This is a genomic window from Streptomyces sp. NBC_01198, from assembly GCF_036010485.1.
GTDB lineage: Bacteria > Actinomycetota > Actinomycetes > Streptomycetales > Streptomycetaceae > Actinacidiphila.
In genome coordinates this window covers 2,109,776-2,127,500 of sequence record NZ_CP108568.1, presented here as the reverse complement: position 1 = coordinate 2,127,500, position 17,725 = coordinate 2,109,776, and the positions used below count along the sequence as shown (strand labels likewise).

6 protein-coding genes, 1 tRNA gene and 2 rRNA genes are annotated in these 17,725 nt (G+C 68.6%); 8 read left to right on the top strand and 1 reads right to left on the bottom strand.

Translation table 11 applies throughout. The annotated features are described in order from the left end of the window. The first annotated feature begins 92 nt into the window (after window positions 1–92). The 4 genes from OG702_RS09470 to OG702_RS09455 all read left to right on the top strand — a co-directional run bounded on the left by OG702_RS09470 (window position 93) and on the right by OG702_RS09455 (window position 4,464). Window positions 93–3,217: ribosomal RNA gene (locus OG702_RS09470) — 23S ribosomal RNA — on the top strand. A gap of 102 nt (window positions 3,218–3,319) precedes the next feature. Continuing rightward, window positions 3,320–3,436, top strand: a 5S ribosomal RNA gene (gene rrf, locus OG702_RS09465). Window positions 3,437–3,569: 133 nt separating this feature from the next. Further along, window positions 3,570–4,298 (top strand): DegT/DnrJ/EryC1/StrS family aminotransferase, encoded by a 729-nt coding sequence (locus tag OG702_RS09460; RefSeq protein WP_327288403.1) that lies wholly within the window; start codon window positions 3,570–3,572, stop codon window positions 4,296–4,298. 93 nt (window positions 4,299–4,391) lie between these two features. Next, a tRNA-Thr gene (locus tag OG702_RS09455) sits at window positions 4,392–4,464 on the top strand. A 67-nt stretch (window positions 4,465–4,531) separates the two neighbouring features. Here the strand turns inward: OG702_RS09455 and OG702_RS09450 are convergent. After that, on the bottom strand, window positions 4,532–7,171 hold the full coding sequence (locus OG702_RS09450; RefSeq protein ID WP_327293159.1) for a SpoIIE family protein phosphatase: 2,640 nt from the start codon (window positions 7,169–7,171) through the stop codon (window positions 4,532–4,534). 322 nt (window positions 7,172–7,493) lie between these two features. Here OG702_RS09450 and OG702_RS09445 point away from each other — a divergent pair, with 322 nt between their 5' ends. From OG702_RS09445 to OG702_RS09430, 4 genes are all read left to right on the top strand, one after another. Continuing rightward, window positions 7,494–12,878, top strand: a complete 5,385-nt coding sequence (locus tag OG702_RS09445; protein ID WP_327288402.1) for a HAMP domain-containing protein — start codon at window positions 7,494–7,496, stop codon at window positions 12,876–12,878. 237 nt (window positions 12,879–13,115) lie between these two features. Beyond that, window positions 13,116–13,802, top strand: a complete 687-nt coding sequence (locus OG702_RS09440; protein WP_327288401.1) for a response regulator — start codon at window positions 13,116–13,118, stop codon at window positions 13,800–13,802. Between the two features lie 157 nt (window positions 13,803–13,959). Next, window positions 13,960–16,680, top strand: a complete 2,721-nt coding sequence (locus OG702_RS09435) for a DNA translocase FtsK (RefSeq protein ID WP_327288400.1) — start codon at window positions 13,960–13,962, stop codon at window positions 16,678–16,680. A 193-nt stretch (window positions 16,681–16,873) separates the two neighbouring features. Next, the gene (locus tag OG702_RS09430; RefSeq protein WP_327288399.1) at window positions 16,874–17,677 is read left to right on the top strand and encodes a helix-turn-helix domain-containing protein; all 804 of its coding nucleotides are present in this window, start codon (window positions 16,874–16,876) and stop codon (window positions 17,675–17,677) included. The last annotated feature ends 48 nt before the right edge of the window (window positions 17,678–17,725 follow it).

The following is a 17,725-nucleotide window of genomic DNA, read 5'->3' as shown; positions in this document are numbered from 1 at the left end:
AGACCAGTCTCGTAGCGCCGGCCCTGGTTGGGGTGGGTTGCGTGGGGGATGGTTGGTTGTTTGAGAACTGCATAGTGGACGCGAGCATCTGTGGCCAAGTTTTTAAGGGCGCACGGTGGATGCCTTGGCACCAGGAACCGATGAAGGACGTGGGAGGCCGCGATAGGCCCCGGGGAGCTGTCAACCGAGCTGTGATCCGGGGGTGTCCGAATGGGGAAACCCGGCAGTCGTCATGGGCTGTCACCCACTGCTGAACACATAGGCAGTGTGGAGGGAACGCGGGGAAGTGAAACATCTCAGTACCCGCAGGAAGAGAAAACAACCGTGATTCCGGGAGTAGTGGCGAGCGAAACCGGATGAGGCTAAACCGTATGCGTGTGATACCCGGCAGGGGTTGCGTATACGGGGTCGTGGGAGTTTCCTTGATCGGTCTGCCGGCCGGTCGGAGAGTCAGAAACCGTTTGTGTAGGCGAAGGACATGCGAAAGGTCCGGCGTAGAGGGTAAGACCCCCGTAGCTGAAACATGAGCGGCTCTCTTGGAGATCACCCAAGTAGCACAGGGCCCGAGAAATCCTGTGTGAATCTGGCGGGACCACCCGTTAAGCCTAAATATTCCCTGGTGACCGATAGCGGATAGTACCGTGAGGGAATGGTGAAAAGTACCGCGGGAGCGGAGTGAAATAGTACCTGAAACCGTGTGCCTACAAGCCGTGGGAGCGTCGGGGCGAGAACTTGTTCTCGTCCTCGTGACTGCGTGCCTTTTGAAGAATGAGCCTGCGAGTTTGCGGTGTGTTGCGAGGTTAACCCGTGTGGGGTAGCCGTAGCGAAAGCGAGTCCGAATAGGGCGGTTGAGTAGCACGCTCAAGACCCGAAGCGGAGTGATCTAGCCATGGGCAGGTTGAAGCGGCTGTAAGAGGTCGTGGAGGACCGAACCCACCAGGGTTGAAAACCTGGGGGATGACCTGTGGTTAGGGGTGAAAGGCCAATCAAACTCCGTGATAGCTGGTTCTCCCCGAAATGCATTTAGGTGCAGCGTCGTGTGTTTCTTGCCGGAGGTAGAGCACTGGATAGGCGATGGGCCCTGCCGGGTTACTGACCTTAGCCAAACTCCGAATGCCGGTAAGTGAGAGCGCGGCAGTGAGACTGTGGGGGATAAGCTCCATGGTCGAGAGGGAAACAGCCCAGAGCATCGACTAAGGCCCCTAAGCGTACGCTAAGTGGGAAAGGATGTGGAGTCGCAGAGACAACCAGGAGGTTGGCTTAGAAGCAGCCATCCTTGAAAGAGTGCGTAATAGCTCACTGGTCAAGTGATTCCGCGCCGACAATGTAGCGGGGCTCAAGCGTACCGCCGAAGTCGTGTCATTCGTACATATAGGGCCAACGCCTGTACGGATGGGTAGGGGAGCGTCGTGTGCCGGGTGAAGCCGCGCCGGAAGGCAGTGGTGGACGGTTCACGAGTGAGAATGCAGGCATGAGTAGCGATACAAGAGTGGGAAACTCTTGCGCCGATTGACTAAGGGTTCCTGGGTCAAGCTGATCTGCCCAGGGTAAGTCGGGACCTAAGGCGAGGCCGACAGGCGTAGTCGATGGACAACCGGTTGATATTCCGGTACCCGCTGTAAAGCGCCCAGTGCTGAACCAGGCGATGCTAAGTCCGTGAAGCCGCCTCTGATCTCTTCGGAGTGAGGGGGAGTGGTGGAGCCGACGGACCAGACTTGTAGTAGGTAAGTGATGGGGTGACGCAGGAAGGTAGTCCAGCCCGGGCGGTGGTTGTCCCGGGGTAAGGGTGTAGGACGTCATCCAGGTAAATCCGGGTGGCAATAGTCTGAGACCTGATGCCGAGCCGATTGTGGTGAAGTGGATGATCCTATGCTGTCGAGAAAAGCCTCTAGCGAGTTTTATGGCGGCCCGTACCCTAAACCGACTCAGGTGGTCAGGTAGAGAATACCGAGGCGTTCGGGTGAACTATGGTTAAGGAACTCGGCAAAATGCCCCCGTAACTTCGGGAGAAGGGGGGCCATGTCTGGTGATCCGATTTACTCGGTGAGCTGGGTGTGGCCGCAGAGACCAGCGAGAAGCGACTGTTTACTAAAAACACAGGTCCGTGCGAAGCCGTAAGGCGATGTATACGGACTGACGCCTGCCCGGTGCTGGAACGTTAAGGGGACCGGTTAGTCACATTTCGGTGTGGCGAAGCTGAGAACTTAAGCGCCAGTAAACGGCGGTGGTAACTATAACCATCCTAAGGTAGCGAAATTCCTTGTCGGGTAAGTTCCGACCTGCACGAATGGCGTAACGACTTCTCGACTGTCTCAACCATAGGCCCGGTGAAATTGCACTACGAGTAAAGATGCTCGTTTCGCGCAGCAGGACGGAAAGACCCCGGGACCTTTACTATAGCTTGATATTGGTGTTCGGTTCGGCTTGTGTAGGATAGGTGGGAGACTGTGAACTCCAAGCGCCAGCTTGGGGGGAGTCGTCGTTGAAATACCACTCTGGTCGTGCTGGATGTCTAACCTCGGTCCGTGATCCGGATCAGGGACAGTGTCTGGTGGGTAGTTTAACTGGGGCGGTTGCCTCCTAAAGGGTAACGGAGGCGCCCAAAGGTTCCCTCAGCCTGGTTGGCAATCAGGTGTTGAGTGTAAGTGCACAAGGGAGCTTGACTGTGAGACTGACGGGTCGAGCAGGTACGAAAGTAGGGACTAGTGATCCGGCGGTGGCTTGTGGAAGCGCCGTCGCTCAACGGATAAAAGGTACCCCGGGGATAACAGGCTGATCTTCCCCAAGAGTCCATATCGACGGGATGGTTTGGCACCTCGATGTCGGCTCGTCGCATCCTGGGGCTGGAGTCGGTCCCAAGGGTTGGGCTGTTCGCCCATTAAAGCGGTACGCGAGCTGGGTTTAGAACGTCGTGAGACAGTTCGGTCCCTATCCGCTGCGCGCGTAGGAGTCTTGAGAAGGGCTGTCCCTAGTACGAGAGGACCGGGACGGACGAACCTCTGGTGTGCCAGTTGTCCTGCCAAGGGCATGGCTGGTTGGCTACGTTCGGGAGGGATAACCGCTGAAAGCATCTAAGCGGGAAGCCTGCTTCGAGATGAGGGCTCCCACCCACTTGATGGGGTAAGGCTCCCAGTAGACGACTGGGTTGATAGGCCGGATGTGGAAGCCCTGTAAGGGGTGGAGCTGACCGGTACTAATAGGCCGAGGGCTTGTCCTCAGTTGCTCGCGTCCACTGTGTGGTTCTGAAACAACCAGCCACCACACACCCACACCCTGTTCGACGGGGTGGTTGGGTGGTGTGGTGTGTGTTTCATGGTGTTTCGGTGGTCATAGCGTTAGGGAAACGCCCGGTTACATTCCGAACCCGGAAGCTAAGCCTTTCAGCGCCGATGGTACTGCAGGGGGGACCCTGTGGGAGAGTAGGACACCGCCGAACGAGTTTTGCCAGAGGCCCCGGCCCCCGAGTTTTGTCTCGGGGGCCGGGGCTTTTTTGCTGCCCGTTACCCGTTGTTCACGTCTTGCAGAGACTCTGGGCCCCCGACAGGCGGAGGTGTGGAGACGTGCAGCAGATGACGACTGCCGAACGGCGGCACAGGATCGCTTCGGACACGACGGCCGCGGCTCTGCGCGAGGCGCTGGAGAGGCTGGGGATAGGCACCGGCGACGAGGTCATCGTGCCGTCGTTCGGACCGGGTGCGCCCGCCGACGCGGTGCGGCTGGCCGGCGCCGTACCGGTCTTCGCGGACATAGATCGGCGGACGTTCTGCCTCGACCCCGACGCGGTCGCCGCCGGCATCACGTCGCGCACGGCGGCCATACTGCCGGTGCATGTCTTCGGGCACCCGGCACCGATGTCGCAGCTCACCGAGCTGGCCGACCGCCGCGCGCTGGCTCTGGTGGAGGAGGGCGCCGAGGGCGGGCGGACCGAGGACGCGGGGGCCGTCGCCAGGCGCCGGGCCCACGCGCGCTTCCTGGACTCGGCGTTGAAGGGCGTCACCGTGCCGTACACCGAGCCGGGGGCGCACCACCTCTACCACCGCTACACCGTGCGGGTGCCGGGCAACGGGCGGCCCGACCGGGACGCCTTCGCCGCCGCGCTGGCCGCGCGCGGCGTGCGGGCGACGGTGAGCGTCCCCGTACCGGTGCACCGGATGCCGGCGCACCGCTCGGGGGTCGTCCTGCCGCAGACGGAGTCGGCGGCCGCGGACACGCTGTCGCTGCCGGTCCACCCCGGCATCACACAGCGGGAGTTGACGCACATCGCGGATGCCTGCAACGCGCTGGGCGGGCTGATCTGAGCGCACTGCCCGCGCCTCGCGGGGGCGGCTGAGCAGGTACTCGGCCGAGTTTCCCGCACAGCCGTTCATGGGCTACGATCTTCCCGTCGACGCGCCCCAATAGCTCAGTCGGTAGAGCGTCTCCATGGTAAGGAGAAGGTCTACGGTTCGATTCCGTATTGGGGCTCTGACAGAAAAGGCCTCCCGCCGTCGGCGGGAGGCCTTTTCCATGTCCTGGTCCCATGCCCCGGCGGTCAGTTCTCCGGGAGGGCCGGCACGCGCATGGCGAGGATGGCCATGTCGTCGGAGGGCGCGTCGGAGGCGAAGCGCTCCACGGCGCGCTGGATGCGGGCCGCGACGGCCCCGGCCGTCAGGCCCGTACAGGTGGCGAGGACGTCCGCGAGGCCGTCGTCGCCGAGCATCCGAGAGCCCTCGCGGCGCTCGGTGACGCCGTCGGTGACGCAGAGCAGGACGTCGCCCGGGTCGAGGGTGACGGACTGTTCGACGAGTTCCAGGTCGTCCATCACGCCGAGCAGCGGCTGCGGGTCGGCCGCCGGCTCCACCGTGCCGTCGGGGCGGAGCCGCAGCGGCAGCGGATGCCCGGCGCACACCATCCGCAGCACCGCGCTCCCGTCGTGCTGCGGCCACAACTCGCCGTAGAGCAGGGTCAGGAAGCGGCTGCGGGCACCCTCGTCGAGGATGGCGGCGTTGAGGCGTTCCAGGACCGCTGGGCCGCCGAAGCCCTCGCGGGCCAGCAGCCGCAGGGCGTGCCGGGCCAGGCCGGTCACCGCCGCCGCCTCCGGGCCGGTGCCGCAGACGTCGCCGATGGCGAAGCCCCAGCAGCCGTCGCGGATCGGGAAGAGGTCGTAGAAGTCGCCGCCGACCTCGTTGCCCTCGCCGGCGGCCCGGTAGACGACCTCGACCTCGACGCCGGGGACCTGCGGCAGTTCCGGCGGGAGCAGGCTGCGCTGGAGTGCCTGGCTGATGGCCGTGCGCTCGCTGTAGAGGCGGGCGTTGTCCAGGGCGAGGGCGGCGCGGCGGGAGAGGTCCTCGGCCAGCTCCAGGATCTCCTGGCGGAAGCGCTCGTCGGAGGGCTTGCCGAGGGTCAGCATGCCGATGACGCGGTTGCGGGCCACCAGCGGCAGGACGACCGTCTCGCCGCCGACGGCGGCCGCCGTCGCGAGGGCCACGCCGGGGGTGCTGGGCGCGCGGCCGGCGATCGTGCCCGAGCCGCTGGGGCCGACGCCGAGGCTGCGCAACGAGGCCCGCAGGGCGCTGGAATGGGCCGCGTCGGACGGTGCGGTCCAGGCGCGGGCGCCGGGGGTCGGGTCCGGTTCCGGGGCGCGGACCTGGGACAGCAGCGCCTTGATGCCGTCGATACGGTCCTCGTCCTCGTGGAGGACGAAGGCCAGTTCGGGCTCGGACTGTTCGGCGATCGTGTAGACCGCGCACCAACTGGCCAGCGTCGGCACGGTCATCTGGGCCATCAGCGCGAGCGTCTGGTCGCGTTCCAGGGTGCCGGCGAGCAGGTCGGAGGCCTCCACCAGGAAGGACAGCGAGCCGCGGCGGAGCCTTTCCAGCTCGGTGAGCCGGGCGCTCTCCACTGCCAGCGCGATCCGGTCGGCCGCGAACTGCAGCCGCAGCGCCTCCTGGTTGGAGTAGCGGCCGGGCGCCTCGGCGGCGACCCCGAGCGAGCCGGTGAGGCGGCCCTCGACCTTGAGCGGCACGGTGACGACGGAGCGCATCCCGGTGCCCGACAGCAGCGGTACGGCGCCGGGGACGGCCGTCAGGTCCTCGTGCACGGCGGGCATCCTGGCGCTGCCGTACCGGCCGGTGCCGGCCTCGACGGGCACCCGGGCGAAGCGCTGGCGGGCCGAGGGCAGCCCGGTGGAGGCCCGGACTTCGAGTTCGGTCTCGTCGTCGGTGGCCAGCAGCAGGTAGGCGGCGTCGCCGTCGAGCATGTCGCGGGCGCGCTCGACGGTGCGCTGGAGCAGGCTGTCGAGGTCGTCGGGCGCGGGCGAGCCGATGAAGACCTCGAAGGCGTCGGTGTTCTTCCCGCGCTGGACCAGGCCGGTGTCGGAGGGCGCGTTGCCGCGGGCGGGTGTCTGCAGTACCGCGCGCTCCTCGACGCGCACCAGCAGGCAGACGGTCGAGGGCTCGCCGGAGCTGTCACGGACCCGCAGGTGGGAGCCGTAGACGGGCAGCACCCGGCCGTCGCTGTTGCGCAGCCCGTAGGTGCCCTCCCAGCGGGACAGCTGCAGCGCCTCGGCCAGGCCGATGCCGGTGCCCGGGGTCTGCGGCCAGGCGGTCAGGTCGGCGAGCGACTTGCCGACGACGTCGGCGGCGGGGTGGCCGAAGAGGTCGGCGGCGTCGTCGTTCCAGCGGGTGATGGTGCCCCGGCTGTCGACCTGGACGACGGCGACCCTGACCCGCTCGTCGGCGACCGGGAGGTCGGCGGCCGGCAGCAGCGGTCCTGCCGAGCGGGTGCCCGCGGGGCGCTCGGGCAGGTCGAGCTGGAACCAGACGTGCTTGCCCGCGGCGGTGTACTCCACGCCCCAGCGGCTGGCGAGCGCCGCGCACAGCAGCAGCCCGCGCCCGCCTTCGTGGTCGGGGTCACGGTGCGGCCGGCCGCGGCCCTGGAGCGGTACCTCACGCTCGGGGTAGTGGTCGGCGACCTCGACGCGTACGGCCGTCTCGTAACGCAGGCAGCGCACGTCGGCGGCGGTGCCTGCGTGCACCACGGCGTTGGTCACCAGTTCGCTGGTCAGCACGACGGCGTCGTCCACGACGTCGGCGAAGCCCCAGCCGTGCAGGGTGTCCCGCACAAAGGCCCTGGCCACGGCGACCGACCGGCCCACCGGTTCGAAGCTGGCCGATGCGCGAGCCGTGATCACGGATCTCCTCTTGACGGGTTCGGTGGTGTCCCGCGGCCGGTGCCGGGTCGCGCCACGGTCGGTCGCCCGCTCGTGCACCGTGCGTCGTACTGACATCAGGCAAGGCTAGTGCGTTGGGACCCGGCCGTCCCGTGCGGCCGTCAAACCGGAACGTGCCGTACCGGATGCGCTGCGTAAACGCTCCCCGGTGACGGGTCTAGCGCCAACGACCCCGCTGCGTACGGGTTACGCGGGATGTTGTCGGCACGGTAGGCGAAGGTGGAACACTGGAGGCGCCTAACTCAGGTACATGCAGGTCGATCGACCCTCCAGGAGGGACACGGTGGAGTCTGGCGCATCGGCGCGGGGCACAGTCACGCGTACGAAAAACGGGCGTTCCCGGGCCGGCGGGACCGTAGAGGTCGATTCTGCCGCGCTCACCAAGCTGCTCACCGCGCTCGCCGCGATGCGGGACGGCAATTTCCGCCGTCGCCTGACGGTGAGCGGCGAGGGGGTGATGGCGGAGGTCGCCGCGGTCTTCAACGAGGTCGCCGACCGCAACCAGCACCTCACCGGGGAGCTGGCCCGGGTGCGCCGTGTCGTCGGCCGGGAGGGCAAGCTCACCGAGCGCCTGGAGACAGGGGCCTGCGAGGGCGCCTGGGCGGCGGCCATCGAGGCGTCGAACGCCCTGGTGGACGACCTGGTGCGGCCGGTGTCCGAGGTGGGCCGGGTGCTGTCCGCGGTGGCCGAGGGCGACCTGGAACAGCGGATGGACCTGCGCGCGCAGAACCCCGACGGCTCCGCGCACCCGCTGCGCGGCGAGTTCCTCAAGGTCGGCCGTACGGTCAACGGCCTGGTCGACCAGCTGTCCGCGTTCACCGACGAGGTGACCCGGGTGGCCAGCGAGGTCGGTACCGAGGGCAAGCTCGGCGGCCAGGCGAAGGTCCGCGGCATGGCGGGCTCCTGGAAGGACCTGACCGACTCCGTCAACACCATGGCGTACCGGCTGACCGCGCAGGTCCGCGACATCGCCCTGGTGACGACCGCGGTGCTCAAGGGCGACCTGTCACGCAAGGTCACCGTGCATGTCGCCGGCGAGATGCTGGAGCTGAAGAACACCGTCAACACGATGGTGGACCAGCTCTCCTCGTTCTCCTCCGAGGTGACCCGGGTCGCCCGGGAGGTCGGCACCGAGGGCGAGCTGGGCGGCCAGGCCCAGGTGCCGGGCGTGGCCGGGGTGTGGAAGGACCTCACCGACTCGGTGAACCTGATGGCCGGCAACCTGACGGCCCAGGTGCGGGACATCGCGCAGGTCACCACCGCGGTCGCGAACGGCGACCTGACGCAGAAGATCACCATCGGCGCGCGCGGCGAGGTCGCGCAGCTGGCCGAGACGATCAACGCGATGACAGAGACGCTGCGGACCTTCGCCGACGAGGTGACCAGGGTCGCCGGTGAGATCGGCGCGGAGGGCCAGCTGGGCGGGCAGGCGCAGGTGCCGGGTGCGGCGGGCACCTGGAAGGACCTCACCGACTCGGTGAACACCGCCTTCCGCAACCTGACGGCCCAGGTGCGGGACATCGCCCAGGTCACCACCGCCGTCGCGGGCGGCGACCTGTCGCAGAAGGTCACCGTGGACGTCTCCGGCGAGATGCTGGAGCTGAAGAACACCGTCAACACGATGGTCGACCAGCTGTCGGCGTTCGGCGCCGAGGTGACGCGGGTGGCCCGCGAGGTCGGCGTCGAGGGCATCCTCGGCGGGCAGGCGCAGGTGCCGGGTGCGGCGGGCACCTGGAAGGACCTCACCGACTCGGTGAACACCGCCTTCCGCAACCTCACCGGCCAGGTCCGCAACATCGCGCAGGTCACCACGGCGGTCGCCAACGGCGACCTGTCGCAGAAGGTCACGGTCGACGTCTCCGGCGAGATGCTGGAGCTGAAGAACACCGTGAACCGGATGGTCGACCAGCTCGGCTCCTTCGCGGCCCAGGTGACCAGGATGGCCACCGACGTGGGTACGGAGGGCCGGCTCGGCGGCCAGGCGCGGGTGGACGGCGTCAGCGGCACCTGGAAGGACCTCACCGACTCCGTCAACTTCATGGCGGGGAACCTGACCTCCCAGGTGCGGCAGATCGCCCAGGTGACCACGGCGGTGGCCCGCGGCGACCTGTCGCAGAAGATCGACGTGGACGCGCGCGGCGAGATCCTGGAACTGAAGAACACCATCAACACGATGGTGGACCAGCTCTCCTCCTTCGCCGAGCAGGTGACCCGGGTGGCCCGCGAGGTGGGCACCGAGGGCCGGCTCGGCGGGCAGGCGCAGGTGCCGGGCGTCGCCGGCGTGTGGCGGGACCTCACCGACTCGGTGAACTTCATGGCCGGCAACCTGACCGGTCAGGTCCGCAACATCGCACAGGTCGCCACGGCGGTGGCGCGCGGCGACCTGTCGCAGAAGATCGACGTGGACGCGCGCGGCGAGATCCTGGAGCTGAAGAACACCCTCAACACGATGGTGGACCAGCTCTCCTCCTTCGCCGAGCAGGTGACGCGGGTCGCGCGCGAGGTGGGCACCGAGGGCATCCTCGGCGGGCAGGCCGAGGTCAAGGGGGTCAGCGGCACCTGGAAGGACCTCACCCAGTCCGTCAACTTCATGGCCAACAACCTGACCAGCCAGGTCCGCAACATCGCCGACGTCACCAGCGCGGTCGCCCAGGGCGACCTGTCGCGGAAGATCACCGTCGACGCCAAGGGCGAGATCCTGGCCCTGGTCACCACCGTGAACACGATGGTGGACACGCTGTCCGCCTTCGGTGACGAGGTGACCCGGGTGGCCCGCGAGGTGGGCACCGAGGGCCAGCTGGGCGGCCAGGCGCGGGTGCGCGACGCGTCGGGCATCTGGAAGGACCTCACCGACAACGTCAACCTGATGGCGAGCAACCTGACCAGCCAGGTGCGCTCCATCTCGTCGGTGGCCACCGCCGTCGCCAACGGTGACCTGACCAAGAAGATCAACGTGGACGCGCGTGGCGAGGTCGCGCAGCTCGCCGAGACCATCAACACGATGGTGGACACGCTGTCCGCCTTCGGTGACGAGGTGACCCGGGTGGCCCGCGAGGTGGGCACCGAGGGCATCCTCGGCGGCCAGGCGCGGGTGCCGGGCGTCAGCGGGACGTGGAAGGACCTCACGGAGTCCGTCAACGGCATGGCGTCCAACCTGACCGGCCAGGTCCGGCAGATCGCCCAGGTGACGACCGCGGTGGCCCGCGGCGACCTGTCCAAGAAGATCGACGTGGACGCGCGCGGCGAGATCCTGGAGCTCAAGACCACCATCAACACCATGGTCGGGCAGCTGTCCGCCTTCGGTGACGAGGTCACCCGGGTGGCGCGCGAGGTGGGCACGGAGGGCAGGCTGGGCGGCCAGGCGCGGGTGCCGGACGTCTCCGGCATCTGGAAGGACCTGACCGAGTCCGTCAACCTGATGGCCAACAACCTGACCAGCCAGGTGCGCAACATCGCGCAGGTGGCGACGGCGGTGACCCGCGGCGACCTCAACCTGCGGATCGACGTGGACGCGGCCGGCGAGATCCTGGAGCTGCAGGACTACATCAACACGATGATCGTCCGGCTCCGGGAGACCACGCTCGCCAACAAGGAGCAGGACTGGCTCAAGGGCAACCTGGCCCGGATCTCCGGCCTCATGCAGGGCCGCAGGGACCTCGGCGACGTGGCGGCGCTGATCATGAGCGAGCTGACCCCGGTGGTCTCCGCCCAGCACGGCGCCTTCTTCCTCGCCGAGGACACCACGGAGGTCGGCGAGGAGTACGAGCTGCGGCTGCGCGGCAGCTACGGCTTCTCCCGCCGCACCATGTCGACGGTCTTCCTGCCCGGCGAGGGGCTGATCGGGCAGGCCGCGGTGGAGAAGCGGTCCATCCTGATCGAGCACGTCCCGCCGGGTTATCTGAAGATCACCTCCGGCCTGGGCGACGCCCCGCCGTCGCATGTGATCGTGCTGCCGGTGCTGTTCGAGGGCCGGGTGCTCGGCGTCATCGAGCTGGCCGCGTTCCAGCCCTTCACCCAGATCCAGAAGGACTTCCTCAACCAGATCACCGACATCATCGCGATCAGCGTCAACACCATCAGCGTCAACACCAAGACCGAGGGCCTGCTCAAGCAGTCCCAGGAGCTGACCGAGCAGCTGCAGGAGCGCTCCGCGGAGCTGGAGAACCGGCAGCGCGCGCTGCAGCTGTCGAACGCCGAGCTTGAGGAGAAGGCCGAGCTGCTGGCCCGGCAGAACCGCGACATCGAGGTCAAGAACACCGAGATCGAGGAGGCCAGGCAGGTCCTGGAGGAGCGCGCCGAGCAGCTCGCCGTCTCGATGCGCTACAAGTCGGAGTTCCTCGCCAACATGTCGCACGAGCTGCGCACCCCGCTCAACTCGCTGCTGATCCTGGCGAAGCTGCTGGCCGACAACGCCGACGGGAACCTGTCGCCCAAGCAGGTCGAGTTCGCCGAGACCATCCACGGCGCGGGATCCGACCTGCTCCAGCTGATCAACGACATCCTGGACCTGTCGAAGGTCGAGGCGGGCAAGATGGACGTCTCGCCGACCCGTATCGCGTTGGTGCAGCTCGTCGACTACGTGGAGGCCACCTTCCGGCCGCTGACCGCGGAGAAGGGCCTGGACTTCTCGGTGCGGGTCTCGCCCGAACTGCCGGTGACCCTGCACACCGACGAGCAGCGGCTGCTCCAGGTGCTGCGCAACCTGCTGTCGAACGCGGTGAAGTTCACCGACAGCGGCTCGGTCGAACTGGTCATCAGGCCGGCCGGCAGCGAGGTGCCGCAGTCGATCCGCGAGCAGCTGCTCGAGGCCGGCACCCTGCGCGACCCCGACCAGCCGCTGATCGCCTTCTCGGTGACCGATACGGGTATCGGCATCGCGGCCGGCAAGATGCGGGTGATCTTCGAGGCGTTCAAGCAGGCCGACGGCACCACGAGCCGGAAGTACGGCGGTACGGGCCTCGGCCTGTCGATCAGCCGGGAGATCGCCCGGCTGCTCGGCGGCGAGATCCACGCCGACAGCCAGCCCGGTCGCGGCTCGACGTTCACGCTGTACCTGCCGCTGAGCCTCGGCGAGCTCCCGCCGGCGGTGCCGCAGCTGCCGGCCGGTACCGCCGACCAGGACGCCGCCGCCGCGGGACGTACCCGCAACCCCGGCAGCAGCCTGGCCAGGCTGCGCCGGCGCTCCGCCCAGCCGGCGCCCCTGCCGGCCGGGCACGGGCAGCACGGCTCCGGGCACGAGCCGTGGCAGGAGGAGAGCCAGCCGGCCGCTGAGTCGGGCTTCTCCGGCGGTTTCAGCGGCGAGAAGGTGCTGATCGTCGACGACGACATCCGTAACGTCTTCGCGCTGACCAGCGTCTTGGAGCAGCACGGCCTGACCGTGCTGTACGCCGAGAACGGCCGCGAGGGCATCGAGGTGCTCGAACAGTACGACGACATCGCCATCGTGCTGATGGACATCATGATGCCGGAGATGGACGGCTACGCCACGACGACGGCGATCCGCAAGATGCCGCAGTTCGCCGGGCTGCCGATCATCGCGCTGACCGCGAAGGCGATGAAGGGCGACCGGGAGAAGAGCATCGACTCCGGAGCGTCGGACTATGTCGCCAAACCCGTGGACACCGACCATCTGCTGACGCTGATGGAGGAGTGGATGCACGCCCGCTGACCAAGAGAAAAGTTGAAGTTTTACCAACTCGCTCGTCTGACGGGGTGTGAGGGCGAGAGGATCAGGGAACCTTCTCGTCTCCGCCAGCGTTTTCGGTGTGTGGTGGGTGACGTGGCGGTGACAGGGTGTGGCGAACGGCGGGGTGCGGCTACCATGACCGGCACAAGGACGGGCGGCGCGACAGAGTCGTCCCCGGGGGCGGCGACCGGCGTGATGCCGGGGCGAGGAGGGCGGGCCATGGTGCAGAAGGCCAAGATCCTCCTGGTCGATGACCGGCCGGAGAATCTGCTGGCGCTGGAGGCGATTCTCTCGGCGCTCGATCAGACTCTGGTCAGGGCATCGTCCGGGGAGGAAGCGCTCAAAGCGCTGCTCACCGACGATTTCGCGGTGATCCTGCTCGATGTCCAGATGCCGGGCATGGACGGGTTCGAGACCGCGGCGCACATCAAGCGGCGGGAGCGGACCCGGGACATCCCGATCATCTTCCTGACTGCGATCAACCACGGGCCGCACCACACCTTCCGCGGCTACGCGGCGGGTGCGGTGGACTACATCTCCAAGCCGTTCGACCCGTGGGTGCTGCGGGCCAAGGTGTCGGTCTTCGTCGACCTGTACATGAAGAACTGCCAGCTGCGCGAGCAGGCCGGACTGCTGCGGCTGCAGCTGGAGCAGGGCCTGCCCTCCGGGGCGGAGGCCAACGGCTCCAAGGAGCCGGCGGGCCTGCTGGCCGAGCTGTCCGCCCGACTGGCGGCCGTCGAGGAGCAGGCCGAGGCGCTGAGCAAGCAGCTCGGCGAGTCCGCGGACGCGGCAGCGGTGGCGACCGCCGCCCACCTGGAGCGCAAGCTGACCGGCCTGCGCCGGGCGCTGGACGCGCTGGAGCCCGGCAGCGGCGGCGGCATCGTCCGGCAGGCCTCCGGGGACTAGAGCCCATCGGGGCGGCACGGGTACGCGGCCGGGTCCGCGCGGGCCGGGCGACGCAGGTTGACGGCACGTCAATGCCGTGACGGTGGGCGCCCGACACGAACGGGCGTATCGGCAAGCACGCGTGTTCCCCGATCACAAGGGCGGTAACCTCGGCACCATGGCCCCACGTACGTCCGGCACCGCCAAGAAAGCCCCGGCGAAGCCTGCGGCCAAAAAGCCCCCGGCGAAGAAGCCCGCGAGCGCCGCCCGACCGCCCGCCAAGAAGGCGGCAGCGGCGCCCAAACCCGCGCCCAAAGCGGCTCCTTCGCCGACCAGCGGCGTCTACCGCATGTTCCGGGCGCTGTGGCTCGGCCTGGCGCACACCGTCGGCGCGGTCTTCCGCGGCATAGGACGCGGCGCCCGCGGACTGGACCCCGCGCACCGCAAGGACGGCCTCGGCCTGCTGCTGATCGGGCTGACCCTGGTGGTCGCGGCCGGCACCTGGTCCAACCTGCAGGGCCCGGTCGGCAACCTGGTGGAGATGCTGGTCACCGGCGCCTTCGGACGGCTGGACCTGCTGGTGCCGCTGCTGCTCGGCGCGGTCGCCGTCCGCGTCATGCGGCACCCCGAACAGCCCGAGGCCAACGGCCGGATCGTCATCGGCCTGTCCGCCCTGGTCATCGGCACGCTGGGGCTGATCCATCTGGCCTGCGGCTCACCGACCCGCAGCGACGGCGCGACCGCGCTGCGAAACGCCGGCGGCCTGATCGGCTGGGTCGCGGCCTCCCCGCTGGTCTACACGGTCGGCGCCGTCCTGGCCGCGCCGCTGCTGCTGCTCATCACCGCCTTCGGGCTGCTCGTGGTCACCGCCACCCCGCTCGCCGCCGTACCGCAGCGGCTGCGGGCGGCCGGCGCCCGGCTCGGCCTCTACGCCCCGCAGCCGGACCTCGACGCCGTCCCGCTGGAGGAGTTCTTCGACGCCGACGAGGCGGACGGCCTGCCCGGCGGCCGGGACAACGAGGACGAGGCGCCGGTTCGCCGGCTGCCGAGGAAGCTCGGCAAGGCGCCGGACGAGCCCTACGACGTGGACGGCGACCTGGGCGCGGACGGCCTGCCGGCCGGCGACGAGCCCAGGCCGCGGCGCAGACCCCGCCGCCGGCCCGAGCCGCTGCCCGGGACCGCCCAGGCGGCCGGGTCGGACGCGGTGGACGTGGCCGCGGCCGCCGCGGCGGCGCTGGACGGCGCCGTCCTGCACGGCCTGCAGCCGTCGCCGCTGGTCGCCGACCTGACGAGCGGCATCAAGAAGCCGGTGCCCGCCGCCCGCGCGGAGGAGGACAACACCGGCTCCGGCGTCCCCGACCTGACCAAGCACACCGCCGATCCCGGCGAGCCGCTGCCGCCGCGCGCCGAGCAGCTGCAGCTGTCCGGCGACATCACCTACGCGCTGCCGTCGCTCGACCTGCTGGAACGCGGCGGCCCCGGGCGTACCCGCAGCGCCGCGAACGACGCGGTGGTCGCCTCGCTGACCCAGGTCTTCAAGGAGTTCAAGGTCGACGCGGTCGTCACCGGCTTCACCCGCGGCCCGACGGTCACCCGCTACGAGGTGGAACTCGGCGCCGCCGTCAAGGTCGAGCGGATCACCGCACTGGCCAAGAACATCGCCTACTCCGTCGCCAGCCCCGACATCAGGATCATCAGCCCCATCCCCGGCAAGTCCGCGGTCGGCATCGAGATCCCCAACAGCGACCGCGAGATGGTCAACCTCGGCGACGTGCTGCGCTCCGCGGAGGCCGCGGGCGAGGACCACCCGATGACGGTCGCGCTCGGCAAGGACGTCGAGGGCGGCTACGTGATGGCCAACCTCGCGAAGATGCCGCACGTCCTGGTCGCCGGCGCCACCGGCTCCGGCAAGTCGTCCTGCATCAACTGCCTGATCACCTCGGTGATGGCCCGCGCCACCCCGGACGAGGTCCGCATGGTGCTGGTGGACCCCAAGCGGGTGGAGCTGACGGCGTACGAAGGCATCCCGCACCTGATCACCCCGATCATCACCAACCCCAAGCGGGCCGCCGAAGCGCTCCAGTGGGTGGTGCGCGAGATGGACCTGCGCTACGACGACCTGGCCGCGTACGGCTTCCGGCACATCGACGACTTCAACGCCGCCGTGCGCTCCGGTCGGGCCAGGACCCCCGAGGGCAGCGAGCGCGAGCTGACGCCGTATCCGTATCTGCTGGTCATCGTGGACGAGCTGGCCGACCTGATGATGGTCGCGCCGCGCGACGTCGAGGACTCCATCGTGCGGATCACCCAGCTGGCCAGGGCCGCCGGCATCCACCTGGTGCTGGCCACCCAGCGGCCCAGCGTGGACGTGGTCACCGGACTGATCAAGGCGAACGTGCCGTCCCGGCTGGCCTTCGCGACCTCCTCGCTCGCCGACAGCCGGGTCATCCTGGACCAGCCGGGTGCCGAGAAGCTGATCGGAAAGGGCGACGGACTGTTCCTGCCGATGGGCGCGAACAAGCCGATCCGGATGCAGGGCGCCTTCGTCACCGAGGACGAGGTGGCCAAGGTCGTCGACCACTGCAAGGCCCAGCTCACCCCCGCGTACCGCAGCGACGTCACCGTCGGCAGCGGCCCGAAGAAGGAGATCGACGAGGAGATCGGCGACGACCTGGACCTGTTGTGCCAGGCCGCGGAGCTGGTGGTCTCCACGCAGTTCGGCTCGACTTCGATGCTCCAGCGCAAGCTGCGTGTGGGATTCGCCAAGGCGGGCAGGCTGATGGATCTGATGGAGTCGCGCGGCATCGTCGGCCCCAGCGAGGGGTCGAAGGCGCGCGATGTGATGGTGAAGGCGGACGAGCTCGACGGGGTGCTGACCGAGATCCGCGGCGGGGCCTGACCGCGACACGCGGCAACGGCCGAAAACCAGTCGGATTTTCCGGGCAACCGTTTGATCTGTTCGTACGTCAATTCCGGCAGGGAGGACGACATCCTGATGGCGGACAAAAACCGGCCGTCCGCTTGCCCCCCGTTTTCGTACCCCCCCTAGACTGAACTCCCAGCAGGCGGCTGCACGCTCGAAAGGCGCCCTCGTGTCCCTCGGCAACACGCCCACCGAAGACCGGCCTTCGGTCGGTCACGCCCTCGCCCAGGCCCGTATCGCCGCCGGGCTCTCCATTGACGAGGTCAGCACCAGCACCCGGGTGCGCGTCCCGATCGTGCAGTCGATCGAACAGGACGACTTCTCCCGCTGCGGTGGCGACGTCTACGCACGCGGCCACATCCGCACCCTGGCTCGCGCGGTCGGCCTGGACCCCGAGCCGCTGATCGCACAATATGCGGCCGAACACGGGACCGAGGTCGAAGTCGCGCCCGTGGCGCCGGTCTACTCGTCCGAGAAGATCCGCTCCGAACCGCGCCGGCCCAACTGGACCGCGGCCATGGTCGCCGCGATCGTCGCGGTCGTCGGCTTCGTCGCCTACACCGCCGTCACCGGCGGCAACGACGGGAACGGCGCCAAGGCCGACCCCGCGCCGCCGACCCCGAGCAGCAGCACGAAGCCCACCGGCCACACGCCGGGCACCCACACCCCCTCGCCCGACCCGACCGGCAGCGTCATCGCCGCCGCCCCGCCCGGCAAGGTCACCGTCAAGATCAGCGCCGAGGGCGGCGTCAGCTGGGTCCAGGCCACCGACCACAACGGCAAGCGGCTCTTCCAGGGCTCGCTGAAGAAGGGCGCCTCGCAGATCTTCACCGACGACAAGAAGATCAAGCTCGTCGTCGGCAACGCGGGCGCGGTGCAGCTCTTCGTCAACGGCAAGGACCTGGGCGCGGCCGGCACCGACGGCCAGGTGGTCCGCCTGACCTACACCCCGGGGGACCCGACGCAGGGCTGAAGCCCCCCGCTCCTGACGGGGCGGGCGGCCGGTCCGCCGGCGGGCCGG

Coding starts and splice junctions, on each gene's coding strand:
- OG702_RS09435 (WP_327288400.1), top strand. CDS start 13,960: ATGGCCCCACGTACGTCCGGCACCGCCAAGAAAGCCCCGGCGAAGCCT.
- OG702_RS09460 (WP_327288403.1), top strand. CDS start 3,570: ATGACGACTGCCGAACGGCGGCACAGGATCGCTTCGGACACGACGGCC.
- OG702_RS09440 (WP_327288401.1), top strand. CDS start 13,116: ATGGTGCAGAAGGCCAAGATCCTCCTGGTCGATGACCGGCCGGAGAAT.